We start from the raw sequence: 25,207 nt of genomic DNA, 5'->3' as shown, positions 1-25,207 counted from the left end.
GCATAGGACTGCTTATCCCGAAGAAAGAAACCGGAGCGCAATGTCGCGGCTCGCCGGCGGCGCGCTCGCATGACGTGAGGCTTTCCGTGTCGAGTGCGCTGATGAAGGATCAATTATGCTGAAAAAGACCATCGCCTTGGGATTCGCCAGCCTCCTGCTGGCAAGCCCGGCATGGGCAGCGCCGGACTGGTCGGCTGTCGACCGGGCGATAGGACGAGCGGGGGCCGAACAGCCGGGGGGCGTTCACCGCTACAGCTTCCCGCGTTCGGACCTGAGCGTCACGCTGGATGGGGTGACGATCAAGCCCTCCCTCGCGCTCGGCTCTTGGGCGGCGTTTCAGCCGATGGGCGACGAGGCGATGGTGATGGGCGATCTCGTGCTGACTCACGACGAGGTGAACCCCGTTTTGAGCCGCCTGCTCGCAAGCGGTTTTACGATCACCGCGCTCCACAATCACCTGCTCCGCTCTTCGCCTGCGACCATGTACATGCACATTGCCGGCCACGGCGACCCGGTGAAGCTCGCGGCCGCGCTCCGGCAAGCGCTATCAGCCAGTCGGACCCCGCTCGCCGCGCCGCAATCGCCTTCGGCCAGCGCAGCCGCATCGCGGCTCGACCTCGATGTGGCCGCGCTCAACCGGTTGATGGGCGGTGAGGGCAAGACGGCCGGTGGCATCCTCCAATACAGCTTTCCGCGCGCCGAGCGGCTGATGGACGGCGATATGGAGACTCCGCCGACGATGGGCACGGCGACCGCGATCAACTTTCAGCCAACCGGGGACGGCCGAGCCGCCATCACCGGCGATTTCGTACTTGTCGCAAACGAGGTCGATCCGGTCCTGCGCGTGCTGCGGACGAACGGGATCGAGGTCACGGCGCTGCATAATCATATGCTAAACGACGAGCCGCGGCTGTTCTTCATGCACTTCTGGGCCAACGACGACGCAGCCAAGCTCGCCCGTGGGCTGCGCGCGGCGCTCGACAGGATGAACAATCAGAGGAGTTGAACTCGGACGACGGCTCATTGGGCCGTAACCGCCGCCCGCCCGACCCCACGGCCCTTATGCAGGAAGTGGAATGGAACATGGCTAGCAAACGAACTCTCACTGTTGTCGCAGGCGTGGGCGCGGCCGCGCTGGCGATCGCGGGCGTGGCGATCGCGCAAAACCACGAGGCGAACGAAAACCGGATAATCGGCAAGCACAGCGAACGAGACATCCCGCTTGCTCAGGTGCCCGAGGCCGCGATGAACGCGGCACGCGCGCAACTCGCGTCAATAAGCAAAGCGGAGCAAGTCACCCGAAAGGCGGACGGAAGCACGCTCTATGAAATCAAGGGCAAGAACAGCGACGGAAAGACGATCGAACTGTTCGTCACGCCCGAAGGCCAGGTGCTCGGCCGCGGGCTCTGTTGCAAAAATCGTGAAGCTTGAGCATGCTTGGCGGAGATTGGACGGACGGAACGATGACGGATTTCAAGTGGCGCCATTTCCAGGGTGATGTGATCCTGTGGGCGGTGCGCTGGTATTGTCGCTATCCGATCAGCTATCGCGACCTTGAGGAAATGCTGGCGGAACGCGGCATTTCGGTCGACCATACGACGATCTATCGCTGGGTCCAGTGCTACGCCCCGGAGATGGAGAAGCGGCTGCGCTGGTTCTGGCGGCGTGGCTTTGATCCGAGCTGGCGCCTGGATGAAACCTACGTCAAGGTGCGGGGCAAGTGGACCTACCTGTACCGGGCAGTCGACAAGCGGGGCGACACGATCGATTTCTACCTGTCGCCGACCCGCAGCGCCAAGGCAGCGAAGCGGTTCCTGGGCAAGGCCCTGCGAGGCCTGAAGCACTGGGAAAAGCCTGCCACGCTCAATACCGACAAAGCGCCGAGCTATGGTGCAGCGATCACCGAATTGAAGCGCGAAGGAAAGCTGGACCGGGAGACGGCCCACCGGCAGGTGAAGTATCTCAATAACGTGATCGAGGCCGATCACGGAAAGCTCAAGATACTGATCAAGCCGGTGCGCGGTTTCAAATCGATCCCCACGGCCTATGCCACGATCAAGGGATTCGAAGTCATGCGAGCCCTGCGCAAAGGACAGGCTCGCCCCTGGTGCCTGCAGCCCGGCATCAGGGGCGAGGTGCGCCTTGTGGAGAGAGCTTTTGGCATTGGGCCCTCGGCGCTGACGGAGGCCATGGGCATGCTCAACCACCATTTCGCAGCAGCCGCCTGATCGGCGCAGAGCGACAGCCTACCTCTGACTGCCGCCAATCTTTGCAACAGAGCCATCGGCAGCATCTTCACCCGCGCGAAGAACGCCCAGGCGCGCAGCTATGCCACCACGTCAAAGAATGTGGCGCGGCTGATGCTGATCTTTCGCAGGACAATCGACGCATTGACCGATGCGGTCGATACCGGCGAAGATCCAATGGAGGCCCTGGACGCATCGGTCGGGTGGAACACCCTCCTGAAGGCGAGGCCAGAAGTGGCGACAATCGCGGAAACCGCCAACCTTGATCCGCTGACGGTGGCGGCCGACCGCTATGCGACGTTGCGCAAGTTCGCCCCCGACCTGCTTGAGGCGCTCCAGTTCAGGGCCGGAAAGGGCAGTGCAAAAACGATCGCCGCCATCGAGATGCTGCGCGACCTCAACAGGTCGGGCAAACGCGATCTGCCTGCCGACGCTCCGATGCCCTTCCGCAAGGAATGGCGGAAAATCGTCGTGGGCGATGACGGCAAGATCAACCGGCGTCTCTGGGAAATCGCGACGATCGCGCATCTGCGCAACAAGCTGCGTTCCGGGGATGTCTGGGTGGAGCGATCGGCAGGATACCGCCGGTTCGACAGCTACCTGCTCAGCGAACCCCAGGCGAAGCCGATCGTGTCGGCTCTCGGTCTGCCACCCACAGCCGGCGAATGGCTCGAACAGCGGGGCCGCGAACTTGACTGGCGGCTTAAGAAATTTGCCCAGCGCCTGAAGCGCGACGCTCTGGAGGGTGTGCGATATCGCGACGACCGCCTCCAGATATCCCCCGTTCGCACGATCGCGACGCCCGACGCCGAAGCGCTGGCCGACCGGCTCGATGCCATGATGCCACGCATCCGCATCACCGAGCTACTGCATGAGGTGGCGCAGGAAACCGGCTTTCTTGCGGCGTTCACCAACCTGCGTACCGGCGAGCCGTGTCCCAATGAAAACGCGCTGCTCGCCACGATCCTCGCCGATGCGACCAATCTCGGCCTGTCGCGCATGGCGGCGGCGAGTCAGGGCGTCACGCGCGATCAGCTCCTCTGGACCCATGACGCCTATATCCGCGACGACAGCTACCGCGCGGCGCTGGCCCTCCTCATCAACGCGCACCACCGCCTGCCATTCTCACGAGTATGGGGCGACGGCACCACGTCCAGTTCCGATGGCCAGTTCTTCAGGGCCGCGAAGCGCGGCGCGTCGGGCGGCGATATCAACGCCCGCTATGGCGTCGATCATGGCTTCAGCTTCTACACCCATAATTCTGATCAGCGCGCGCCCTACCACGTCAAAGTGATCTCGGCCGCGACGCATGAGGCGCCCTATGTCCTCGACGGCCTCACCAGCCACGGCACCGATCTCAGGATCGTCGAGCATTACACCGACACCGGCGGGGCGACCGATCATGTCTTCGCCCTGTGCGCGATGCTGGGATTTCGCTTCTGCCCGCGCCTGCGCGACTTCCCCGACAGGCGGCTCGCGCCGATCGCGCCGGTCACGGCCTATCCGTCCATCACCCCGCTGTTGGGCAAGCGTATCCGCACCGACATCATCGGTGAGCAATGGGAAGACGTGCTGCGCCTCGTAGGGTCGATCAAGGCCGGCCATGTCGCGCCATCGGTCATGCTGCGAAAGCTCGCTGCCTACGAACGGCAGAACCAGCTCGATGTCGCGCTACAGGAAATCGGCAAGATCGAGCGGACGCTGTTCATGCTGGACTGGCTAGAAAATCCCGATCTGCGCCGGCGATGCCATGCCGGTCTCAACAACAGCGAGCAGCGCCATGCCCTGACGCAGGCGATCTACACATTCCGCCAGGGCCGCATCATCGACCGCAGCCACGAGGCGCAGCAATATCGGGCGTCCGGCCTCAATCTGCTCGTCGCCGCGATCGTCTATTGGAACACGATCTACATGGATGCCGCCGCCCAGCATCTACGATCAACATCGGTCGCGGTGCCTGATGATCTACTCGCCCATACGTCCCCAGTAGGTTGGGAGCATATTGCTTTCTCGGGCGATTTCCTCTGGGATCGAGCAGCCGCTTCCGCTGGCCGCAAGGCCCTCAATCTGCCGCCGGATAGCCGCGCCGCCTAAGCGTTCGCTGATTGTTCGCCCTTAGCGTTGTTTAGCGTACCATCCACGCTATGCCCTCCTTTAGCGGCCGGGTGGGATCGAGAAGGGGGGGCACCCCCCTTCGGCGGCCGATCATTCTGCGGGGGCACCTTGGGCCGGTTTGCCGCTTTTTTCGACACCGGGTTATAACAACTAGGTTTAATATAAAGGTTATGAAGGGTTAAAAGCCGGTTAGCTTGACCGGAAAACGCGCGCAAGCCGTTGATACGCCAAGGAAAAGGCTCGAAGGGCCGCCCCTCAAGTGTCAATGGATAAGCCCCTCAAGGGTCAATAGTCTGCCCGTCAAGTGTCAAGGATCGCGCCCCTCATCTGTCAGCACCCCCGCCCCTCAAGTGTCAGTACGGCAAGGGCCTTGCCAACAGGCTTATCCACAACTTCTGTGGATAAAGCCAGCCCGATCAAGCACATAGGCCGCCTCGACGGCCTCCGGCGCGGCTCCAGCCGGCCGATTTCGAGGCCGGCCCCTCATCTGTCAGCATCGCGCCGGGGTGCGCTGCCCCCCAAGTGTCAAGAAACGCCCCTCAACTGTCACCAGCCGGCGTTTTGTCCCCAAACGATCCACAAGGCCGACCAGGCAGCGCCGGCCCTCTATGGCCCCGAGAAGGGGCCAGAAAGGGGTCGCCTCAGAAAACGGAAAATAAAGCACGCTAAGCCCTTACTTACCCAGATGTTTGACTGTTCGTGGCACTTTCACCATGGCAATTGCAATTGCCCAACTGAATCGCACCGGCTTCCGTGGAGGCTCAACTCCTGAGAGGATTGAGTCATGAACACTAAAGCTGCTCGTTTTAGCCCTGAGGTACGTGAACGTGCCGTACGTTTGGTGCAGGAGTGCCAAGCGGATTACGCATCACTGTGGGGTGCATGCGAATCGATTGCCCCCAAGATTGGCTGCTCTGTCAGTACCCTGCATGGATGGGTACAGCGCAAAGAAATAGATGCAGGCCAACGACCGGGTTTGACTACAGATGAACGTGAGCGGCTCAAGCAACTGGAGCGGGAGAACAAGGAGTTGCGGCGTGCCAATGACATACTCAAGGCTGCGAGCGCTTTTTTTGCGCAGGCGGAGCTGGACCGTCGCATCAAGAGCTGATTGACTTTGTAGACAAGTACCGTGATGCCTATGGGGTCGAGCCAATTTGCCGACTGCTGCAAATTGCCCCATCGGGCTACAGACGCAGGGTTCAACAAAGAAACTGCCCATGGCTGCGCTGCAAGCGCAGCCAATCAGACGAAGAGAGTTGCGGTCATATCCAACGTGTATGGCATGCAAACTGGCAAGTTTATGGGGTGATCAAAGTCTGGAAGCAAATGCATCGAGAGGGCTTGCCTATTGCCCGCTGCACGGTGCAGCGCCTGATGCGCAAGCTAGGGTTGGAGGGTGCGCGGCGTGGCAAGAAGGTGTGCACAACACGCCCAGATGTGGCAAGGCCATGCCCACTAGACCTCGTCAACCGCCAGTTCACAGCCCAACGTCCTAACCAGCTTTGGGTTGCAGACTTTACCTATGTATCGACATGGCAAGGTCAGATGTTTGCGGCCTTTGTGATTGATGTCTATGCCCGCCGGATTGTGGGTTGGCGAGTCAGCAGCCACATGCGCACTGACTTTGTTGTGGATGCATTGGAGCAAGCTCTCTACGCACGGCATCCTTCAAGCGATGAAAAGCTGATTCATCACTCCGACAGGGGGAGTCAGTACGTGTCCATTCGCTACACAGAGCGCTTGGAGGAAGCTGGCCTGATGCCTTCGGTGGGCAGCACCGGCGACTCCTATGACAACGCCCTGGCTGAAACTATCAACGGCTTGTACAAAACGGAGGTCTGGACCGGCCAGCCTTTCGTAGACACCTAGGAGCCATAATTCATGGCAACGACAGAGGTGTTTATGAGCAACAGGCAGTACACGGATGAGTTCAAGGCCGAAGCGGTCAAGCAGGTAACCGAACGTGGCTTCCGGGTGGCCGATGTGGCCCAGCGGCTCGGGGTCTCCACCCACAGCCTGTACGAGTGGCTGCGCAAGGCGAAGAGCGCTGCCAATGCCGACGGCGCGGAGGCGGCACTGCTGCCGACGGCGAAGGACTCGGCGGAGGTCCGGCGACTGAAGGCCGAGATCAAGCGTCTGACCGAGGAGCGCGACATCCTAAAAAATGTCCGCTGTCAAGGACTTTCGATTTGCATCGGACGGACGCAAACCCATATCTGACGCGGGTTTAGAGGGTATTCGGGTTCCGGGTAGCTACGGACCGCATCCATGTCAGGAGTTGCATGGGAGCCTGGGGATTGTGCTTCCCGGCGACCTGAGGCGCGCGCCAGCGCATAGACGCTGAGTGCGCGCACGGTCACCGTACCGCTGGAGCGAGCACGCCTCTGGCAGCCGTGGCCCGCAGCCGCCCAAGGGCAAACGGCGGCGCACACAGTACTCAGCGATCGAACTGCAGGAAACTCTCGACGTTCGCATTCAGCTCTTTCACAAGAGTCTGAGCATCATCGACGATGCGCTGTAGTGAAGCGCCGCCATCCATGTAGACCCTCATGGACACCAGTTGGAGCAGGCTAAGACCGATTCGGCGCAGATCGGCCAGCGTGCTTTCCGGCACAACAGACAGCCTGAAATAGGTCCAAGTGGCGATTTGCTGGCCGATGCCATAGGTTTCCTGCTGGGCTTTCTCGACACGCCCATCGAAGATCTCTTTGTTGGCACGGTCCCACATTTGGGTCAACTTGCGGGCAAGTTTGGCAATCGCCTCCAGGACTTTTCGCTGTGTCTCATCGCTGACCTCGATAGGATCGACCAGATCGCGCATCAACTCCGCAGCAGCGAAGCCTGCGGAGTTGCACACGTCGTTGAAGTTTTCCCCTTCGCCGAGGTAGTGCCGGAACTGTGCGACTTCATCGAGCTTCTCAGCTGTGGCTTCCAACCGTTCATTGACGTGGCTCTCAATGGCCCAGTCGGAGACGGACAGGTCGCGCAGCTTTGACGCATAGACCTCCGCATCTGCCGACCAATCTTCAATCCAGGGTTTCAGGCTTCGCATCTCGGAGTCCGTATCGCTCCAGCGTCGCACGTTGGCGAGCACGTCGGCCAGCGCAGACAGCTCCGGATGATTCTTGGGTCCTTCTGCGGCCTCCCCGGGCATGGAAGCTGTCAAGGCAGCGCGAACCTCTGAGGCCGTCGCCGGTCGGGAGACCGTGCCGTGCCGGATGTACGCGCGCGAATCCACGTAGTACAGAGGCTCTGAACCCTTCTCGACAGTGATGACGAGAACGCCGAGCCCATTTGCCGATGTCCAGCCGATCTGCGGGCGGACGGGGGGATCGATGATCTGGCAAACGCCCACGATCCTTCTGCCGAGATCATCTCGAACCGCTGGGTCATGTGCATTTTCGACTCCTGGAATCGAGCCGTCGTCTGCCACTCCAAGAAGGAGTCGGCCCCCGCTGCTGGAAGCGAAAGCCGCGATTTCCTTGGCAAGATCCCGCACCTGCTTTGGCAGCTCTCGCTTGAATTCCACAGTCTCGCTCTCACCGCCCTGAGCAAGCCGAGGAATATCTTCAGATAGCTGGGCGTCCGCCCACGGTTCGATGGTCATAGCGATATCATGCCCGCGCCTCGAAAGATCTCCACGAATTCCCGAGCTCCCTGCAGCAGCTGGCGCACGCCCACGTCGCGTGATTGCTTTGACTTTGAGTAATCGCTGGTGTGTGCACCATAAACGTATCAGCGCGCCTGCGGGCCTGCGGCAGTTTGACCGAACAGAAGCTTCTTGCCCTCCTCCGTCACCGCAGGACGCGATGCGAAAGGCTCGCCGCGCGCATAGGCCCTGATCGTCGCGGGACGATTGCGAATCGCATCAAACCACCGCCGCAGACTGGGGAACTCGTCGAGTTCCTGCTGCTGGCGCTTCCACGGCACCACCCAGGGGTAGGTCGCCATGTCCGCGATCGAATAGGTTTCACCTGCGAGATATTCCTGCACGGCCAGGCGTCGGTCGAGCACACCGTACAGGCGATTGGTCTCGTTGACGTAGCGCGTGATGGCATAGGGGATCTTCTCGGGCGCATAGATGCCAAAGTGATGGTTCTGACCGGCCATGGGGCCGAGTCCACCGACCTGCCAGAAGAGCCATTCCAGCACCGCCTTGCGCTCACGCAGGTCGGTCGGCATGAAGCGACCCGTTTTCTCCGCAAGATAGACCAGGATGGCGCCCGATTCAAAGACGGTCACGGGCTCCCCGCCGTCGACCGGCTGCATGTCGATGATCGCAGGCATCCGGTTGTTCGGCGAGAACGCGAGGAACTCAGGCTTGAACTGGTCGCCCGCACTGATGTCGACAGGATGAATGCGGTATTCGAGGCCAGCCTCCTCCAGAAACATCGTGACCTTGTGGCCATTGGGCGTGGGCCAATAGTAGAGGTCGATCATTTGCGACTCCGTCGTTGAGATGTGCCGGCGCCATCGAGCAGCGCCAATGCGGGCCGGACAAGCCCACGCAGCAATTCCGGTTCTGGCCGCGATCGCGCGAGGACGCGCAGCCCCATTAGCAAGCCGAGCAGCATCCGGGCGAGATCATCGGCCGGCAACGTGATGTTGATCGCGCCGGCATCTTGGCCGGCCTTGACGCAACGGTAGAAGAAGGCCTCCATGTCGCGCAAGACAGCGGCCAGTGCAGCCTGAAACTCCGCGTCGTGAGGTGCCAGCTCCAGTGCCGAGTTCACGATCAGGCATCCCTTGCGCTGGTCGTCGGCCAGCGACAATTCGATGATCTCATCGAAGAACGCACCGATGGCCGCACGAGGTGCCAACTGGGACTCGAAGCGCCGGACCCGATCGCAAAAGCCTCGCTCGACATAGTGTTCGAGCGCCTGCCGGTACAGCGTGCGTTTGTCGCCAAACGTGTTGTACAGACTGGGGCCGGCGATACCCATCGCGTCGGCCAGGTCCCGCACCGAGGTGGCTTCGTAGCCCCTCGACCAGAAGCATTGAATCGCGGCATCGAGGGCCACTGCTTCGTCAAACTCTCTGGGGCGCGCCATGATCGTTCCTGGATCGGTTCGTGGTTGGCTTCGTGAGTGGATGCGGTGCTTGATGCCGCGTCGTCACAATGCGCTGTGGTCCTTGACCGCCTCTTCCAGCGCGCTCTTGAGCGTCAGGAATCTCGCATCGACCGCTACCGGATCGTTACGGTTGAGCGCAATCATCTGGGCTCTCGCCTCCCCGCCCCGGATGACCTCGAAAGCGTTCGCCTCGATCCCGGCGACGATGGCATCGGCCACCGCAGAAGCAGGCTCGCGCGAAAACCCCAGTTCGGGACCAGCGCGATTCGACTTCATCATCGGCGTGTCCGTGCCTCCAGGATAGGCCGTCAACACATGAATGCCTTCGCCCTTGAGCTCGCGCCTGAGCGCCTCGCCAAAGCGAGCCAGACCTGCTTTCACCGCGGCATACGTTGCATAGAAGGGTGCGCCGACCAGGGCAATGCCGGAGGCGACATTCACCACCATGGCATCTCCGCTGGCCCGCAGAGCGGGGAGCGCCGCGCGGGTCAACAAGACTGGCGCGAGCAAGTCGACGATCACCATCTGCTCGATATCGGCTTCCGTGGTGTTCTCCAGCCGGCCAGCCCGCACGCCGCCGGCGTTGTTGACGAGGATGTCGAGTCCGCCCAGCGTCTGTATCGCCTGGTCCAGCGTGGCCGCGCGTCCCTCGGGACTTCCCACGTCAGCGCAGACGCCCGTCGCCGAGTCAAGGCTGCGCAGTGCATCGTCCAGGACGCTTCTGCGCCTTCCGGTGATGACCACCCTGGCGCCTCGCGCGATCAGCGCATGGGCCAGCGCGAGGCCGATCCCGCTCGATCCGCCCGTGACGAGGACCCGCTTGTTCTTCAGTTCCATTTCAAACTCCTTGCGCCGATGCAGGGGGATAGTTCGACGGGAAGAGCGCACGCTTGGTCTCCTCGTCGTTGATCGCCTTGAACGCATGGCTCTTGGCGAGCGCCCGGGCGCGAGCGACCGCCGGACGCGCATCCACGCCTGCGAACCACCGCTTCAGTTCGGGAAAGGGCCCCAGAGGATCCTCGGCGCCCTTGCGCACGCGGGAAGCGCGATCGAGCCAGCCCCAGGCGGAGATGTCGGCGATCGTGAAACCGCTGCCGACGATGAACTCGCGTCCGGACAGGTGATCGTTGAGAACCTGATAGTGCCGCTCCGCCTCGCGGCGGTAACGATTGGCCGCGTAGTCCAAGCCCTCGGGCGCGGCGAACTGGAAGTGCACCGCCTGCCCGGAGAACGGCCCCAATCCCGAGGCGATGAAGAGCAGCCAGGACAGCAACTCCGGCCGATCCTCGGACGTGCCCAGAAGCTGGCCGGTCTTTTCCGCCAGATAGATCAGGATGGCGGTCGAGTCGAAGACCCTGACTTCGTTGCCGCCCGGCCCCTCGGTATCGACGATGGCCGGTACCTTGCCGTTCGGATTGATCGCACGAAAGGCGGGCGCATGCTGCTCGCCCTTGCTTGTGTCGACCGGCAAGGCTTCGTAGGCCAGACCGGTCTCCTCCAGAAAGAGCGCGATCTTTGCGGGGTTGGGGGTCGGATGAAAGTAGAACCGGATCATGGTGTATGCCTCGTGGTTGCGGAAATCGATGGCTTCGCTGCTTTACGGGCAGGACGTGCTGCCAAGAGCACGCCGCCAACAACGACGGCAAGTGCAACGCACTCTCCACCAGACGGCAGCTCTCCAAGTACGGGAATGGCGGCCAGCGAAGCAACGACCGGAATCAGGGCGATGATGGCTGTGGCCGCAGATGGGCCCAGAAGCGCGACAGAGCGATTGAAGGAAACGATCGCAACGCCGCTCATCAGGACGCCCTGATAGACGGCCTGCAAGCCGATCTCGCTGGGTGAGGCCATGGCGAGGCGACTGAGCCCGCCAAAAATATAGATCGGCAGGAAGAGGATGGCCGACCAGAAGCAGATCAGGGCTGCGGCCTGCACAGGTGTCAGGGCGCTGCGCCGAAAAAGCAGCGTGTAGACGGCCCACATGGCAGCGGCAGTCATCAGGGCGATGAGGCCCATCGGGTTCATGCCACCGTGAGCGGAAACACCGCCTGCAACCATGAACACCAGTCCGATGATGATGGCGAGGTAGCCACACCAGCGCGCGCGGCCCTGTTTCTCTTTCAGGAAAATCCACGCGAAGGCGCCGGCGAATACCGGCATCAGGGTCGGCGCTATCGCTGCCGCGCGGCCGGCCGACGTGAGCTGCAGGCCGAGCGCGACCGCCAGGACGAAGGGCAACCCCCAAAGGCAGGCATAGACCAGCCCCTCACGCCATTCCTTGGCTGATAGGCGTCTCTTTCCCCGCAACAGCACTGGAAGAAGAATGACGGCACCGATGCCGAACCGCAGCGCGGTCACATCCCACAGGCGAAGTTCGCGCGTGACACTGAAGCGCGTCACGACGAACCAGCCCGCAAAGATCGTGACGCTGAGCCCGGCCCAGCAGAATCCGCGCAAGACGTTCCGGGATGATCTCTGAGGCCACGACGCGGCAGCCGGTCCGACTACCGCTTCTTGCACCAAGTCGACGGCCTGCGTCACGTAACCGCCTGCTCTTGCAGCGCCGCAAGAAGTCGCTGCGGGGCCAATCGCTGCCGGTAATCGACCTCGATGAAAGCCAGCGAGATCCTCTGGTTCGGCGTGATCACATAGGTGGCGGGAACGGGCAGCTCCCAACTGGCGTCCCCATTTATGCTCGGCAGCGCCTTGTTGCTGGAACTCAAGGCATCGCGCAGTTCCTGCGGCAATGGATAGACCAGCCCGAATTGGCGAGCCACGTCATTGCCCAGATCGCTCAGGACGTTAAACGTCAACGCCTCGCGCTCCGCGGTTGACAGTGATGCGTCCGGAAGCTGAGGTGAGATGGCCAGCATGCTTGCGCCAAAGGATGCCAACTCGGGCAGCAAGGCCTGGTAGGACCGCAGTTGGAGGTTGCAGTACGGACACCAGCCACCTCGATAGAAGGTCACCACCACAGGACCTTGCTTGAGAGCAGCGGACAGCGACACCGTGCCGCCTTGGGCGTCCGGCAACGAAAAGTCGGGGGCCCTGTCTCCCTCCTTCAGCGCAGCGTGCCTCGCAAAGGTCGATCGCAGTTCCTCGATCCTGGACTCATAGAGCGCGACCCGGCCGGCTGGAGCGGTGCGGGCGAACTCCTTTCGCAATTCTTGCAGTTGTCGATCAAGATCAATAACGGCCACTTGGATCTCCCTTCGAGCAAGGCAGTCGCGGCGGGGATCGCAGCGGACTCCCGTTATTTTATATCAGTCGATAAAAAATGGCTTGTGTCAAGCGTTTTGCCTGAATGCAGGTCGCATCAGGCATAGTCGTGACTGAAATTGCCGGACTCTTCATGCGCTTTTCAGGTGTCACTGCTTCGCGCGGCGCGCGATTTGCGCATGGTGGCAAGAAAGGGAAAGAGAGCAATCACCATCACACAGGCACCTGCATAGCCGCAGGCCAGCCGGTGCGCGATGGACCCCGCGCTGCTGCCTTCCAACAGTCCGTTGGTCACCGCTCCGGCCGTTGAGGTCAGTAGACAACCGAACAGGCTAAAGGGGACGATGTCCGCGCCTCGACGCCATTTTGCGGCCAGCCACTTCAATCTCTGCTCCCCCCGGCATTTCCATCCAGCAGCTCAAGGCCGGTCATGTCGCACAAAGCGTGCAGGCTCAAACCTTCGACGATGTCGCTTGCGGTCATGCCGTAGGGTGTGCGGGTGAAGGTGGCCAAGTCCGTGTAGACGCGACCGACACAGGCCAAGCCCGTGAGCGGATAAGTGCATGCCTTGACTAGTTTGCTCTGCCCCGACCGGGTCAGCAGATCCATCATCACCCACGTTTGCCTAGCGCCCGTAGCAAGGTCCATGGCGCCCCCCACGGCAGGGATGTCCTCCGGATTGCCGGTGTGCCAGTTCGCAAGGTCGCCGAATTGGCTGACCTGAAATGCGCCCAGCACGCAAATGTCGAGATGGCCGCCGCGCATCATGGCAAAGCTGTCTGCGTGGTGGAAGTAAGAGCCTCCAGCTAGAAGTGTGACTGGTTGCTTGCCAGCGTTTATGAGGTCGTAGTCTTCCTCGCCCGATTCTGGGGCTGGTCCCATGCCCAGTATGCCGTTCTCGCTGTGCAGCACGATACCAGCGCCCTCCGGCAGGTAGTTGGCAATCAGCGTGGGCATGCCGATGCCCAGGTTCACATAGGAATTGTCCGGAATGTCGCGGGCGATTAGGGACGCCAGTTCAGCCTTGTCACGGCTTCGGTAGTTCATTGCCTCATGCCCCCTTGAATCCGCCGGCGCCGGTGGCCGCGCGCGGCACCTGCACCAGTGACTTGACGAAGATGCCAGGCGTGACCACGGTCTCCGGGTCCATGTCACCAGCCGCCAGCACCTCATGGACCGAGGCGACGGTGCGCCGGGCCGCCGTCGCCATGATGGGACCGAAGTTCCTGGCGGCTTTCCGGTAGGTGAGGTTGCCCCAGGCGTCGCCGCGTTCGGCCTTGATGAGCGCCAGGTCCGCGTGGATGGGCAACTCCAGCACGTACATCCTTCCCGCGATCTCGCGCGTCTCTTTGCCCTGCGCGAGCTTCGTGCCGTAGCCCACCGGCGTGAAGAAGCCGCCTATGCCGGCGCCTGCGGCGCGTATGCGTTCGACTAGATTGCCTTGCGGCACCAGCTCCAGCTCGATGCGGCGCTGCCGGTACAGCGCATCGAAGATTTGGCTGTCGGCTTGCCGCGGGAAGCTGCAGATTATCTTGCGCACGCGGCCGGCCTTGAGCAGCGCGGCCAAGCCGCTGTCACCATTGCCAGCGTTGTTATTGACAACCACTAATTCCCTAGCACCGGTGGCGATCAGTCCTCCTATCAGTTCATTGGGGATGCCGGCGGTGCCGAAACCGCCGACCATCACGACCGATGCGTCGGCTACGGGGCCGATCGCCTCGGCCACCGTACTTGCGATCTTGCCGGCCATCAAGTACCTTGGTGCCGATTCAGAAAGGCGACGGCGCGCGTAAACGCCGATTCCGCGGCGCGCGGCGAGTAGCCGAAGGAGCGAACCGAGTTGAAAAAGCCGTGCCCGGCTCCCGCATACAGATGCAGCTCGTTGGTCTCGCTGCTCGAGAGCGCGCTTGTAAGGACATCGAGCACTGGAGGCGGTATGTGCGCGTCGTCGTCGCCAACGTGGACCTGCGTGGGACACTTTAGCGTAATCAGTTGTTCTTGGTAGTCGTTAACACGCACCGGATAAAAGGACACGCTCGCGAGGATGCCGCCTTGGGCCGCCAACAGTAACGCGTATTTGCCTCCTAGGCAAAAACCTAATACGCTAATTTCTCCGTTGCAGCGTGGATCAGCCGCCAGTGCATTGATGGCAGCGCGGCTGTCCGCCAGCGCCACAGAGTCGTCCATCTTTTGCCAGATGGCGATCGCGCGTTCGCGGTCCGCTTCCGTGTAGCCCAGCTCAACGCGCGACTCTACTTGGCTGAATAGGTCGGGTGCCAGCACCGCGAACCCTGCCTGCGAGAACTGGTCTGCCGCCAGGCGCATCGCGCCGTTGATGCCGAAAATCTCAGGCAGCAGCACGATGCCGGGCCGGGCCTGACCAGGCTGCGCAGTGATGTAGCCATCCATGGGGCCGTGCGAGGTGTCGATGGAATAATTGAAATTAGTCATGTCTTGCGGGTGTAGAAATTGATCTTGTCGTGGTCGGGCTGTACGCCCAGGCCGATGCCGCCCGGTACCACAACCTCAAAGTCGCGGTATCGTGTGGGCTCAGTGGCCAGGTCATCGGCCAGCAGGAGCGGGCCGATGAGTTCGCAGTCCCAGTCTAGCGCCGGCAGCGCGCTGAACAGTTGCAGGGCGGCGGCCGTGCCTAGGGAACTTTCCAGCGCCATACCGCCATAGATGGGAATGCCGGCGGCCTCGGCCACCGCAGCAGCCTTGTAGGCGCGACGAATGCCGCCGCCCTTGCCGATCTTCACTCCGTACAGTCCGGTGGCGCCCGACTTGAAGGAGGCGTATGCATCGTGGAAATCCCACAAACCTTCATCGGCCACCACCGCCATCCGTAGGCGCAACGACAGCGCCGCCATGCCGTCACGGTTCCAGTGAGGCAGCGGCTGCTCGACCATGGCGATGCCTGCGTCTTCGAACTGCGGCAGGTAGCGCGCGCATGTCGCTATATCCCAAGCTTGGTTCAGGTCGACCGTCACAACCGCGTGCGCAGCGATATCATGGATCGCCCGCGCAGTACGCATGACTCTACGAGATTCAGTCTCAGGACCTTCGAACCCCATCTTGATCTTGAACGTCTTATGGCGGCGCTCCTGCAGCATGCGGGCCGCATCGTCGATGTCTGCGGCCGCGTCGCCCGAGACCAATGCCCACAGCACGGGCATGGAACCGCGCACCTGGCCGCCGTAAAGCGCGCTGACGGGAATCCCCAGCAGGCGCCCCACGGCGTCGTGCACGGCCACGTCTACGGCCGCCTTGGCGAAGTGGTTGCCGGCCGCCGCCCGGTCCATGGTCTTGAGCACCTGCTCATGGGCGAACACGTTTACACCCCGCAGCGCCGGCGCCAAGTAGCGGTCGATCACACACTTGATTGTTTCGCAGGATTCGCCGCCCCAGAAGGCGGTGCCTGCGGGCGTGCCACCTTCTCCGTGTGCGACTGCGCCGCCCGAAGTGCGCAGCGTCAGGAACACTAGCGACTGCTGAGCATGCGAGGCATTGGAGTGATTGTGGGTCTTTTTCAGCGGGACATCGACGATGCGTGTTTCGATGGCCTCAATAGTTTCGTTCTGCGGCACGCGAGAATTCATCACAGGTAGGTAGAGTGGTCTGGGCGCAGGCCTGACCATGCATTGGTCAGCAACCTGCGGATGAGGCCTGCGTCTAGAGGGCGAGGGTTGGCATAGGGCTTGGACATGACCAGATCGGTAACCTTGTCGATGTCTGATTCCCGCATGCCGATGTCGCGCAGCGCAACCGGCACATCACAGCTGCTGGCGATATCGTGGATGCGTCCAGCAATGCCACCGCCGCCCATGGCGCGCTTGATGACATCCACAGCATCGCGCACACTGGGCGCGTTGTAGGCGATTGCGTGCGGCAGCACGATGGTGTGCGTCTCGGCGTGTGGCAGGTTAAGCGCGCCGCCGAGCGTGTGACACAGTTTGTGATGCAAGCCCATGGAGGTGGACGCAAGGCACATGGCGCTCATCCAGGAGCCGTACAGTGCCTGACCGCGCACTTCAGGATCGGCCGCGCCTGTGCGCAGCGCCGGCAGGCTGCGATATAGAGCGGCGATACCGGCTTCAGCCATCTGGGCGACCACCGGGTTGGTGTCGCTGGCATAAAGCGCCTCCACGGCATGTGCCATGGCATTAATGCCGCTGGCGACCGACATGGCCAGTGGCAGCGAGTAAGTCAGTTCGACGTCGTAGATGACGGTTTCGGGCAGGACCCTGGGGCTGCGCTGCGTCGTTTTTATGCCGCTTTCGGTCTGCCCGAGTATGGGCGTCATCTCCGAGCCTGCGTAGGTGGTGGGAATTACCAGTTGGGGCAGGTCAGTATGCAGCGCGATGGCCTTGGACAGGCCGATGGCCGAACCGCCCCCAATTGCGACGATTCCGTCCACGCCCAGCCTAGCAACCTCCGTCAGCGCTTCCTGCGTGAGCTCGGTGGGCGTGTGCATGGCCGCGCGCGTGAAAGCGCCGGCGCAAGCGCCGCCCAGCTGCTCGCGCAGGAGTTGCGCGTGGGCGGCCTGGGGCGCGCTGGCAACAACCATCGCTCGGCGGCAACCCAGCTTGTCCAGCTCGCTGCCCAATTCCGAGATAGTCCCGCGGCCAAAGCGCACGCGCGACGGGAGGCTTTGGTAGGTGAAGTTCAGCATGGTTGCAGCTTTCAGGCCACCGAGCTCGCGTAGAGCGGGCTGTCGTCCGTCGGGATGTTGAACTGACCGTCGAACACAGCCTTGATCCAGGGCTGAATGGTGACAAAGGCACGCAGTCCCGCCTTGGTGAAGGGGTCGTTGTCTACGAAGGCACGAGCTTCCTCCATGCTGGCGACTGAGATCACATAGCTGCCGCCCTTGACAGCCTTGCCGTCGTCGGTAAATGTCGCGCCGGCAGCCAGCACTTGGGAGGAGCGCGCCTCCATGTATTTGCGGTGCTCAGACACCACGGCCTGGCGCCTGGCGGCGGTGCCAGGCAGATCTTGGAAAAAAATCGCTACGTACATTAGACAGTCTCCTTCTTCTTGCGTGTCTTGCTGAGGGTGGATGTTTCTGCGGGCACATTGCCCGCCGTCGTGGATTCGGGGATCGACTCGGCCAGCACCTTGAGCAGGGCGCGCAGCGCGCCCATTTCGACTTCTCCCATGCTCTGGGCCCATTCGGCCTCGATCGCCAAGCCGATCTCTATCGCGCGCGACTGCATCTGCATGCCGCGGGCGGACAGGCGCACTAGCTTGGCCCGCCGGTCCGTCGCGCTCTGCGCGGCTTCCAGGTAGCCGGCTCCCAGCAGCGAATCGACCAAGAAGCCCATGCTTTGCTTGGCCATGCCAGCGCGCCGGGCCAGATCAGACACGGAGGCGCCGGCCAGCGGCAGGTGCCTGAACACAGCGCCATGCGCTTCACGAACGTCGGGATAGCTGACGGCCAGCGCCGTGTAGACGCGCGCTGCCAGTGCTTCGAACGGCGTGCGTAGCAAAGTGCCAAGCGTGCCGGCCAAGGCGCCCATGGTGGCATCTGGTTTGGCGGGCTTCCAGGGCGAATAGGTTTCGGTGGACTTTTTCATAATTTTCCGTGAATCAATATGGACATATTATCTGCCTAAAAGAAGTGATGTCAAGTTCATTATTCGGGTTATTACTGACGAAATACCAATTCACAAAGACAAAAAGACTGTCTAATATAGCCAGACATTCTGTCTAAAACTATGATCAAACTGCACACATGGACAACGCCCAACGGGCGAAAGGTATCGATCGCGCTGGAAGAGCTGGGGCTGGAGTACGAAGTCGTGCCGGTGGACCTGTCAAAGGACGAGCAGCTTTCACCCGCATTCCTGCAGCTCAATCCCAACAACAAGATTCCCGTGATCGAGGACAGTCAGGGCCCCGGCGGGCGGCCGCTGGTGCTGTTCGAGTCGGGCGCGATCCTGATCTACTTGGCGGAGAAGACTGGCAAGCTGCTCCCTGCCAGTGCCCAGGATCGCTACCTGGCACTGCAGTGGCTTATGTTCCAGATGGGTGGGGTCGGTCCCATGTTCGGCCAGACCCATCACTTCCGCCGCTTTGCATCGGGTGAAGCTTATCCTCTCAAGCGCTTCTCGAATGAGACGCATCGCCTCTACCGAGTGCTAGAGGGGCAGCTGCGGACCCACCGCTACCTGGCGGGCAGCGAATACGGCATTGCCGACATCGCCATCTATCCCTGGGTGGACCGCTTCGAACTGCACGACATCTCATGGGACAGTCTGCCCAGCGTTAAGCGCTGGTTCGACGAGGTGGGCGCACGGCCTGCCGTGCAGCGCGGCATGAGCATTCCCCACACCAGGAGGCCCGCATGAAAGTTCTCGGCCGGTTGAGTTCGCACAATGTGCAGAAGGTGATGTGGTGCGCAGCGGAACTCGGCATTGCCGTGGAGCGCACCGACGTAGGCGGCAAGTTTGGAGGCAACAAGGAAGACGCTTATCTGCGGCTCAATCCCAACGGCGTAGTGCCGACCCTGCTGGATGATGGCGTGGTTGTCTGGGAATCCAACACCATCCTGAGATATCTGTGCAATACGCATCCCACGAGCCTGTATCCCGCCGGTGCCGCGCAGAGATCTGAGGTCGAGCGCTGGATGGACTGGCAGCTGACAACCCTGGTGGCCGGCATGGTCCCGCTGTTCCAGTCGATCGTGCGCACACCTAAGGAGCAGCACCAGTCAGAGCTGATTGCGCGCCACCGGACCACGTCTGCGACCGCGATGCGGATCATTGAATCGGCTCTCGCGCAAAGGCAGTACCTGGCAGGCGATGAATTCACGCTGGCAGACATCTGCATTGGGCCTTCGGTGTACCGCTGGTTCGAGCTGCCTATCGAACGTGAGGACCTTCCTGCGCTCGCTCGCTGGTACGAGGCCGCCAGGGCCAGGCCGGCTTTCCGCGAACAAGTCATGGTGGGCCTCTCGTGAACTTGCGCCCAACTCACGTTCAACACTTCTGATCCCATCACATGAAAACTAATCGAATCCACCTGCTGCTGATCACCGCGTTCCTAGCCTCGGCGCAACTCGCAGCCGCGCAAACCTATCCGGACAAGCCGGTGCGCATCATCGTGCCCTTCGCCACGGGAACCGCCGGCGACACGATCTCGCGCCTGCTGGCCGACAGCATGTCCGGAAGCCTCAAGCAGCCTTTCATCGTGGAAAACCGCCCTGGCGCGGGCGGCAACGTCGGCAGTCAAGCAGCCGCGCGCAGCCCGGCCGACGGCTACACGATCCTAATGGCCGCAACACCCAACTTCGCGATCAACCAGACGCTATACAGCAAGGCGGCCGTGGGCTTCGATGCCGATGCAGACTTCAGGCCGCTGGGTTTGGCTATGTCCGCGCCCAATCTGATCGTGGCCAACAATGCGGTGCCATTCAAAGATTTCGCAGGCATGCTGGCCTACGCGCGAAAGAATCCTGGCCACCTGTCCTTCGGCTCCTACGCAGCCGGCAGCACCGGGCACCTAGCTGGCGCGATGATCAACGCGCAGGCGGGCATCGACCTGCTGCACATCGCCGCCAAGGATCCGCTGACTATGGTTGCCGGCGAACATATCCAGCTGGCGCTGGTCACCCCGACCGCCACGCTACCGCTGGTGCGCGCGGGACGTCTCAAGGCCCTAGCCGTGACCTCGACCAGGCGCCTGTCCAGCGCGCAGGACATCCCCACTGTCAGCGAGTCCGGCTTGACCGGCTTCGAGGCGACTGCTTGGTACGGCTATGTGGTGCCCAAGCGCACGCCCGATGCCATCGCACGCGTGCTGGAGACAGAGCTTGAGCGCGCGATCAATTCGCCCAGGGCCAAAGAGTTCGCCAGAACTTCGGGCAACGAGATCACATGGATGAACGCCGCCACCTTCGGCGCCTACGTCAAGCAGGAGCGTGCGAAGTGGGGCGACGCTGTACGCCGCTCAGGCGCGCAGCCCGACTAGGCTCCCATGCACACCCTTTACTACAGCCCGGGCGCCTGCTCGCTTGCATCGCACATCGCGCTGGCGGAATCGGGGCTGGCATACCGATTAACGGAAATCAACACCAAAAACGGTGACAACCGAACGCCCGACTACCTGCGCATCAATCGCTGGGGCAAGGTGCCCGCACTCCTGCTGGCCACGGGTGAAGTGATTACCGAGGGGCCCGCGATTCTGACGCACATCGCCGACTCCGCGCGTGGACGCGCACTGCTGCCGGAGCCGGGTACGGTGGCGCGCGCCAGGGCCATGGAATGGCTGGCCTTTTTGTCCAGCACTGTGCATCCGGCCTTTCGCAACATGTTCCGTGCTGAGCGCGTTGCCGGCGATTCGCCACAGGCTATAGATAGTGTGCGGGAGCATGGCATCGCCGCGCTCGGCGCAGCGCTGGAGGAGGCCGACCACCGTATCGGTGCATCGGACTTTTTGATCGGCGATGACTTCACCGTCTGTGACGGTTACCTCACTGTGTTCTACCTGTGGAGCCTGCGTGTGCCGCTGAAAGAACGGTTGCCTGCCGTCCCCAAATACGCTGCGGTCGCCCAGCAGGTTCTGTTGCGTCCTGCGGTCCAGGGCGTGTTGGCACTGGAGCGCATCAAGCCGTGACGAAGGATGTCTATGACTTTGACCTGTTCGTCATCGGAGCGGGCTCTGGCGGTGTCCGGGCCGCGCGCATGGCGGCGCAGCGCGGCGTGCGCGTGTGCGTGGCTGAAGCCGCTGCGCTAGGCGGCACATGCGTTAATGTCGGCTGCATCCCGAAGAAGCTTTATAGCTACGCTGCGCACTACGCCGATGCGTTCGAGGAGGCGCGTGGCTTTGGCTGGGTTACCGGCGCGCCGGTGCTGGACTGGGAGCGCCTGAAGGCTCGGCGCGCAGCTGAAGTCCTGCGTCTCAACGGCGTCTACCAGGGCCTGTTGGAAGGCGCGGGCGTGACGATCGTGCAGGGCTGGGCATCGCTGCTGGACGAGCACGCGGTCCAGGTGCAGACGCAGGGCGGTCGCCGCACCTTCACTGCACATCACATTCTTCTCGCCACGGGCGGCACACCCAGCGTGCCCGATATTCCCGGCAGCGAATACGCCGTCAGCTCCGACGCTATGTTTGATCTCGCGCGGTTCCCAAAACGCTTGGTGGTGGTGGGTGGCGGCTATATCGCCTGCGAGTTCGCTTCGATTTTCAACGGCTTGGGTGCGCGGGTGACGCAGCTGTGCCGCGGACCGCAGTTGCTGCGCGGCTTCGACGATGAGATCAGGGAGTTCATCGCGCAAGAAATGAGCAAGGCCGGCATAAATGTCCGGCGGGACACCCAGCTTAGCTCGATTTCCAGCACGACCGACGGGCTGGAGCTCACGCTTGCCGATGGAGGTAGGCTGCGGGCCGACACCGTGCTGTTCGCTACAGGCCGCGTGCCTAACGTCACCGGCTTGGGCCTGGAGGCACTTGGGGTCGCCCGGGGTAGGGACGGCGCGATCCTAGTCGATGAGGGCTACCGCAGCAGCCTTCACTCGGTGTACGCCCTGGGCGACGTAACCGCGCGGGTGCAACTTACACCCGTGGCGCTGGGCGAAGCGATGGTGCTGGTGGACCGGCTCTTCGGACCGGCACAACGCTTCATGAGCTACGACTATATTCCCACCGCTGTGTTTACGCATCCGAATATCGGAACTGTGGGGTTTGGCGAGGCGCAGGCGCGCGAGAAATTTGGCAGGGTCACGGTGTACCGGGGGTCCGGTGAGAGAATGTTCGAAAACGTACGCTAAGGGATCAGAGCGATTGCAGGGTGTGGAGCAGTTGGTATGAGGCCCGTTTGATTGCGCCATCGTAGCGGCCGAACGCGAACGCTGTCGCTTTCGCCTGTCTTTGGATCATGTCGGGATGCCGTTCGAAGGCTCGATCTACTGCAGCAAGCACATCGTCAGCACCTGATGCGACCTCTCCCAGATGCCAACCAGCGTACCTTGGATCGTCCTGCCAGTTAGCGCCATGCGCATTCACGAAAGCGACGGGCCGCGGCTTAGCGAGGAATTCGTAAAGCTGGCTCGACATGTCGCCCAGATAGATGTCGGCGGCCCGCGCATAGCTCATGTCGAACAGCTTGGGAGAATCCAGATCGACCGCGATGTGCTCTGGCACGGCAAGTTCCAGCCACCGCGCTCGCGCGATCGGATCGAGGTTTTCGAACGCGCGGACATGAGGGGCGAAGACCAAGTTGTACCGCTCCTGTTGGCGGAAACGGGCGATGACATCGCGAGCGATCCCGATCGAGGACAGCGCAGGATCAAAATGAGGGTTGTAGAAGACGGTCGGGCGATCGTTGTCGAACAATCGCGGTCCGGTGGGCAAGGCCTGCAAATAGTCGATCTTTATATAGCCCACGGCCGAAAGCCGCTTACGGCTGAGGCCTTGCGCGACGGCACGCTCGATGTCTTTCTGTCCGGGAACGAAGATGGCATCGAAGGCTCTCTGCTTGGCTTCGGAGGATGGTGCACGGTCGCCAGCGCCGTGGCGGAAATGTACCAGCGGACGCTTCCATCCGAGCCATCGCAACGCCGCAGAGGTGCGCTCGGGAACGATGATGGCCTGGGTCTTGCGGGCCTGCCATCGGATCCGCGCCAGCAGGGGCCCCTTCGCCGCCGAGCGGCTGCCCGTTATGCGCGCTGCAATCCTGCCCGCCCAAGGCCAGGCGATCTGCGTCACGGTCATCGTGCTGGCTCTCATCGCCGCAGCCACTGCGCGCAAGGCGGCGGCGGTGCGGTCGTCGGCGCAGATGCAGCGGACCGTGATATCCGGATGGCTCAGGCTAAGTTCTGCGGCGACCGGCGCGAGATGCAGGACCTGATGCTCCCCTCCGATGAATACGAACGTGAGATTGTTCAAATTCGTCATGCCTTGATCGATGGGCGCGCTTTTCGAGCGAGAAGCTTCTGTCCGTCCGTCCTGATCTCTCCGTTCGGCGTAACATGCCGGTAGAGCGTCTGACGCGTGATGCCCAGCTCGGCGCACAGCTCGGCGACCTTGGTTTCGGGTTTGCCCATAGCCGCCTGGGCAAGCCGCAGTTTGGCGGGCGTCATCTTGAACGGGCGACCGCCATGTCGGCCGCGCGCACGTGCCGATTCCAGACCGGCGCGGGTGCGCTCGACGATCAACTCGCGCTCAAACTCGGCGAGGCCGGCAAAAATCGCAAAGATCAACCGACCGTTGGCGGTGGTGGTGTCGATCGACGCGCCTTCGCCGGCCAGCACCTTGAGGCCGATGCCACGCTTGGTCAGGTCGCCGACTGTGTTAACGAGGTGGCGCAGGTCGCGACCGAGGCGGTCGAGCTTCCATATGACCAGCGTGTCATCACGGCGGCTCTGTTGCAAAAATCGTGAAGCTTGAGCATGCTTGGCGGAGATTGGACGGACGGAACGATGACGGATTTCAAGTGGCGCCATTTCCAGGGTGATGTGATCCTGTGGGCGGTGCGCTGGTATTGTCGCTATCCGATCAGCTATCGCGACCTTGAGGAAATGCTGGCGGAACGCGGCATTTCGGTCGACCATACGACGATCTATCGCTGGGTCCAGTGCTACGCCCCGGAGATGGAGAAGCGGCTGCGCTGGTTCTGGCGGCGTGGCTTTGATCCGAGCTGGCGCCTGGATGAAACCTACGTCAAGGTGCGGGGCAAGTGGACCTACCTGTACCGGGCAGTCGACAAGCGGGGCGACACGATCGATTTCTACCTGTCGCCGACCCGCAGCGCCAAGGCAGCGAAGCGGTTCCTGGGCAAGGCCCTGCGAGGCCTGAAGCACTGGGAAAAGCCTGCCACGCTCAATACCGACAAAGCGCCGAGCTATGGTGCAGCGATCACCGAATTGAAGCGCGAAGGAAAGCTGGACCGGGAGACGGCCCACCGGCAGGTGAAGTATCTCAATAACGTGATCGAGGCCGATCACGGAAAGCTCAAGATACTGATCAAGCCGGTGCGCGGTTTCAAATCGATCCCCACGGCCTATGCCACGATCAAGGGATTCGAAGTCATGCGAGCCCTGCGCAAAGGACAGGCTCGCCCCTGGTGCCTGCAGCCCGGCATCAGGGGCGAGGTGCGCCTTGTGGAGAGAGCTTTTGGCATTGGGCCCTCGGCGCTGACGGAGGCCATGGGCATGCTCAACCACCATTTCGCAGCAGCCGCCTGATCGGCGCAGAGCGACAGCCTACCTCTGACTGCCGCCAATCTTTGCAACAGCAGCCCTACCTCTTCGACGAGCGAACGCCGCACATAGAGATGAAGAGTTTCCACCGGCGCATCGACGCTGATCTGAAACCCGTGCCCGGCTGGCCAGACGAACAGGCTACGGCGGGGAATGACCGCGCAAGCCGTCATGTTGTCGGCTTCGAGCTGGACCCGCACCGGATCGCTGAGATGCATGACGATCAGATGATCATTGGTCGCATTCACCTCCGCACTGAACGGCGCTTCATCCTGCTCGGAGAGAAAGAGGCTTGACCATTCCAGTTCGGCGCTCGAGCGGCGCACCCTGCAGCCCGGCAGTTCAAAGATGC

27 protein-coding genes, 3 pseudogenes and 1 other annotated feature are annotated in these 25,207 nt (G+C 62.1%); of the genes and pseudogenes, 13 read left to right on the top strand and 17 right to left on the bottom strand.

Going from position 1 to position 25,207, the window contains the following annotated elements; all coding sequences use genetic code 11:
* Window positions 1–115 precede the first annotated feature (115 nt).
* The 6 genes and pseudogenes from K663_RS22050 to K663_RS22020 all read left to right on the top strand — a co-directional run.
* Complete coding sequence (locus K663_RS22050) at window positions 116–1,006, top strand: DUF1259 domain-containing protein (RefSeq protein WP_008603797.1); 891 nt, start codon at window positions 116–118, stop codon at window positions 1,004–1,006.
* 56 nt (window positions 1,007–1,062) lie between these two features.
* Window positions 1,063–1,431, top strand: a complete 369-nt coding sequence (locus tag K663_RS22045; RefSeq protein WP_235589626.1) for a PepSY domain-containing protein — start codon at window positions 1,063–1,065, stop codon at window positions 1,429–1,431.
* A 32-nt stretch (window positions 1,432–1,463) separates the two neighbouring features.
* Entirely contained in the window at window positions 1,464–2,228 is a 765-nt protein-coding gene (locus K663_RS22040) for an IS6-like element IS6100 family transposase (RefSeq protein WP_001389365.1), read from the top strand.
* A gap of 30 nt (window positions 2,229–2,258) precedes the next feature.
* Window positions 2,259–4,340 (top strand): annotated as a pseudogene (locus tag K663_RS22035) (Tn3 family transposase); the annotation flags it as partial.
* A gap of 805 nt (window positions 4,341–5,145) precedes the next feature.
* A pseudogene (locus K663_RS24115) lies at window positions 5,146–6,203 on the top strand (IS3 family transposase); the annotation flags it as partial.
* Window positions 5,427–5,543, top strand: a sequence feature (AL1L pseudoknot). Its footprint overlaps the pseudogene before it by 117 nt.
* A gap of 63 nt (window positions 6,204–6,266) precedes the next feature.
* A pseudogene (locus tag K663_RS22020) lies at window positions 6,267–6,527 on the top strand (transposase); the annotation flags it as partial.
* A gap of 274 nt (window positions 6,528–6,801) precedes the next feature.
* Here K663_RS22020 and K663_RS22015 read toward each other — a convergent pair.
* From K663_RS22015 to K663_RS21945, 15 genes are all read right to left on the bottom strand, one after another.
* Window positions 6,802–7,971 carry an AlbA family DNA-binding domain-containing protein gene (locus K663_RS22015; protein WP_020820181.1) on the bottom strand — a complete coding sequence of 390 codons (1,170 nt, stop codon included), beginning with the start codon at window positions 7,969–7,971 and terminating at the stop codon, window positions 6,802–6,804.
* 128 nt (window positions 7,972–8,099) lie between these two features.
* Window positions 8,100–8,804: a glutathione binding-like protein gene (locus K663_RS22010; RefSeq protein WP_013521170.1), complete on the bottom strand. Its 705-nt coding sequence runs from the start codon at window positions 8,802–8,804 to the stop codon at window positions 8,100–8,102.
* Entirely contained in the window at window positions 8,801–9,415 is a 615-nt protein-coding gene (locus K663_RS22005) for a TetR/AcrR family transcriptional regulator (RefSeq protein WP_013521171.1), read from the bottom strand. The genes K663_RS22010 and K663_RS22005 overlap by 4 nt, the downstream gene beginning before the upstream one ends.
* A gap of 63 nt (window positions 9,416–9,478) precedes the next feature.
* Window positions 9,479–10,273 (bottom strand): SDR family NAD(P)-dependent oxidoreductase, encoded by a 795-nt coding sequence (locus K663_RS22000; RefSeq protein WP_013521172.1) that lies wholly within the window; start codon window positions 10,271–10,273, stop codon window positions 9,479–9,481.
* 1 nt (window position 10,274) lies between these two features.
* On the bottom strand, window positions 10,275–10,991 hold the full coding sequence (locus K663_RS21995) for a glutathione S-transferase family protein (protein WP_013521173.1): 717 nt from the start codon (window positions 10,989–10,991) through the stop codon (window positions 10,275–10,277).
* Complete coding sequence (locus K663_RS21990) at window positions 10,988–11,977, bottom strand: DMT family transporter (RefSeq protein WP_013521174.1); 990 nt, start codon at window positions 11,975–11,977, stop codon at window positions 10,988–10,990. Before K663_RS21990 ends, K663_RS21995 begins: the two co-directional genes overlap by 4 nt.
* Complete coding sequence (locus K663_RS21985) at window positions 11,974–12,636, bottom strand: peroxiredoxin-like family protein (RefSeq protein ID WP_013521175.1); 663 nt, start codon at window positions 12,634–12,636, stop codon at window positions 11,974–11,976. The genes K663_RS21990 and K663_RS21985 overlap by 4 nt, the downstream gene beginning before the upstream one ends.
* A 161-nt stretch (window positions 12,637–12,797) precedes the next feature.
* Window positions 12,798–13,040 (bottom strand): hypothetical protein, encoded by a 243-nt coding sequence (locus K663_RS21980; RefSeq protein WP_021225953.1) that lies wholly within the window; start codon window positions 13,038–13,040, stop codon window positions 12,798–12,800.
* Complete coding sequence (locus K663_RS21975) at window positions 13,037–13,702, bottom strand: 3-oxoacid CoA-transferase subunit B (RefSeq protein ID WP_020820182.1); 666 nt, start codon at window positions 13,700–13,702, stop codon at window positions 13,037–13,039. The genes K663_RS21980 and K663_RS21975 overlap by 4 nt, the downstream gene beginning before the upstream one ends.
* 4 nt (window positions 13,703–13,706) lie before the next feature.
* Window positions 13,707–14,405 (bottom strand): 3-oxoacid CoA-transferase subunit A, encoded by a 699-nt coding sequence (locus K663_RS21970; protein ID WP_020820183.1) that lies wholly within the window; start codon window positions 14,403–14,405, stop codon window positions 13,707–13,709.
* Window positions 14,405–15,106, bottom strand: a complete 702-nt coding sequence (locus K663_RS21965; RefSeq protein ID WP_020820184.1) for a dienelactone hydrolase family protein — start codon at window positions 15,104–15,106, stop codon at window positions 14,405–14,407. Before K663_RS21965 ends, K663_RS21970 begins: the two co-directional genes overlap by 1 nt.
* Window positions 15,103–16,242 (bottom strand): muconate/chloromuconate family cycloisomerase, encoded by a 1,140-nt coding sequence (locus K663_RS21960; RefSeq protein ID WP_157838174.1) that lies wholly within the window; start codon window positions 16,240–16,242, stop codon window positions 15,103–15,105. Before K663_RS21960 ends, K663_RS21965 begins: the two co-directional genes overlap by 4 nt.
* Window positions 16,243–16,253: 11 nt before the next feature.
* Window positions 16,254–17,327, bottom strand: a complete 1,074-nt coding sequence (locus tag K663_RS21955) for a maleylacetate reductase (protein ID WP_020820186.1) — start codon at window positions 17,325–17,327, stop codon at window positions 16,254–16,256.
* Window positions 17,328–17,338: 11 nt separating this feature from the next.
* Window positions 17,339–17,674, bottom strand: coding sequence for a YciI family protein (locus K663_RS21950; RefSeq protein ID WP_020820187.1), 336 nt, complete (start codon window positions 17,672–17,674; stop codon window positions 17,339–17,341).
* Entirely contained in the window at window positions 17,674–18,231 is a 558-nt protein-coding gene (locus K663_RS21945) for a MarR family winged helix-turn-helix transcriptional regulator (protein ID WP_020820188.1), read from the bottom strand. Before K663_RS21945 ends, K663_RS21950 begins: the two co-directional genes overlap by 1 nt.
* Before the next feature lie 141 nt (window positions 18,232–18,372).
* Here K663_RS21945 and K663_RS21940 point away from each other — a divergent pair, with 141 nt between their 5' ends.
* From K663_RS21940 to K663_RS21920, 5 genes are read left to right on the top strand one after another with little or no spacing between them, the layout of a single operon-like run.
* The gene (locus tag K663_RS21940; RefSeq protein ID WP_020820189.1) at window positions 18,373–19,005 is read left to right on the top strand and encodes a glutathione S-transferase family protein; all 633 of its coding nucleotides are present in this window, start codon (window positions 18,373–18,375) and stop codon (window positions 19,003–19,005) included.
* Entirely contained in the window at window positions 19,002–19,616 is a 615-nt protein-coding gene (locus K663_RS21935) for a glutathione S-transferase family protein (protein ID WP_020820190.1), read from the top strand. Before K663_RS21940 ends, K663_RS21935 begins: the two co-directional genes overlap by 4 nt.
* Window positions 19,617–19,657: 41 nt before the next feature.
* A complete protein-coding gene (locus K663_RS21930) occupies window positions 19,658–20,626 on the top strand; it encodes a Bug family tripartite tricarboxylate transporter substrate binding protein (protein WP_020820191.1) in 969 nt (322 codons plus the stop codon).
* A gap of 6 nt (window positions 20,627–20,632) precedes the next feature.
* Window positions 20,633–21,271 carry a glutathione S-transferase N-terminal domain-containing protein gene (locus K663_RS21925; RefSeq protein ID WP_020820192.1) on the top strand — a complete coding sequence of 213 codons (639 nt, stop codon included), beginning with the start codon at window positions 20,633–20,635 and terminating at the stop codon, window positions 21,269–21,271.
* Complete coding sequence (locus K663_RS21920) at window positions 21,268–22,425, top strand: FAD-dependent oxidoreductase (RefSeq protein ID WP_062121849.1); 1,158 nt, start codon at window positions 21,268–21,270, stop codon at window positions 22,423–22,425. The genes K663_RS21925 and K663_RS21920 overlap by 4 nt, the downstream gene beginning before the upstream one ends.
* 4 nt (window positions 22,426–22,429) lie before the next feature.
* On the opposite strand, the gene K663_RS21915 is transcribed toward K663_RS21920, so the two are convergent.
* Entirely contained in the window at window positions 22,430–23,551 is a 1,122-nt protein-coding gene (locus tag K663_RS21915) for a hypothetical protein (protein WP_020817427.1), read from the bottom strand.
* Window positions 23,548–24,099: a recombinase family protein gene (locus tag K663_RS21910; RefSeq protein WP_443019041.1), complete on the bottom strand. Its 552-nt coding sequence runs from the start codon at window positions 24,097–24,099 to the stop codon at window positions 23,548–23,550. The genes K663_RS21915 and K663_RS21910 overlap by 4 nt, the downstream gene beginning before the upstream one ends.
* Between K663_RS21910 and K663_RS21905 the strand changes: the two genes are divergently transcribed.
* Window positions 24,076–24,840, top strand: a complete 765-nt coding sequence (locus K663_RS21905) for an IS6-like element IS6100 family transposase (protein WP_001389365.1) — start codon at window positions 24,076–24,078, stop codon at window positions 24,838–24,840. The two genes, K663_RS21910 and K663_RS21905, sit on opposite strands and share 24 nt — an antisense overlap.
* Before the next feature lie 41 nt (window positions 24,841–24,881).
* A complete protein-coding gene (locus K663_RS21900; RefSeq protein WP_145902396.1) occupies window positions 24,882–25,151 on the top strand; it encodes a hypothetical protein in 270 nt (89 codons plus the stop codon).
* Window positions 25,152–25,207: the final 56 nt, after the last annotated feature.

The organism is Sphingobium sp. MI1205 (assembly GCF_001563285.1).
Classification (GTDB): domain Bacteria; phylum Pseudomonadota; class Alphaproteobacteria; order Sphingomonadales; family Sphingomonadaceae; genus Sphingobium.
This window is presented reverse-complemented; position numbering and strand designations above follow the sequence as displayed.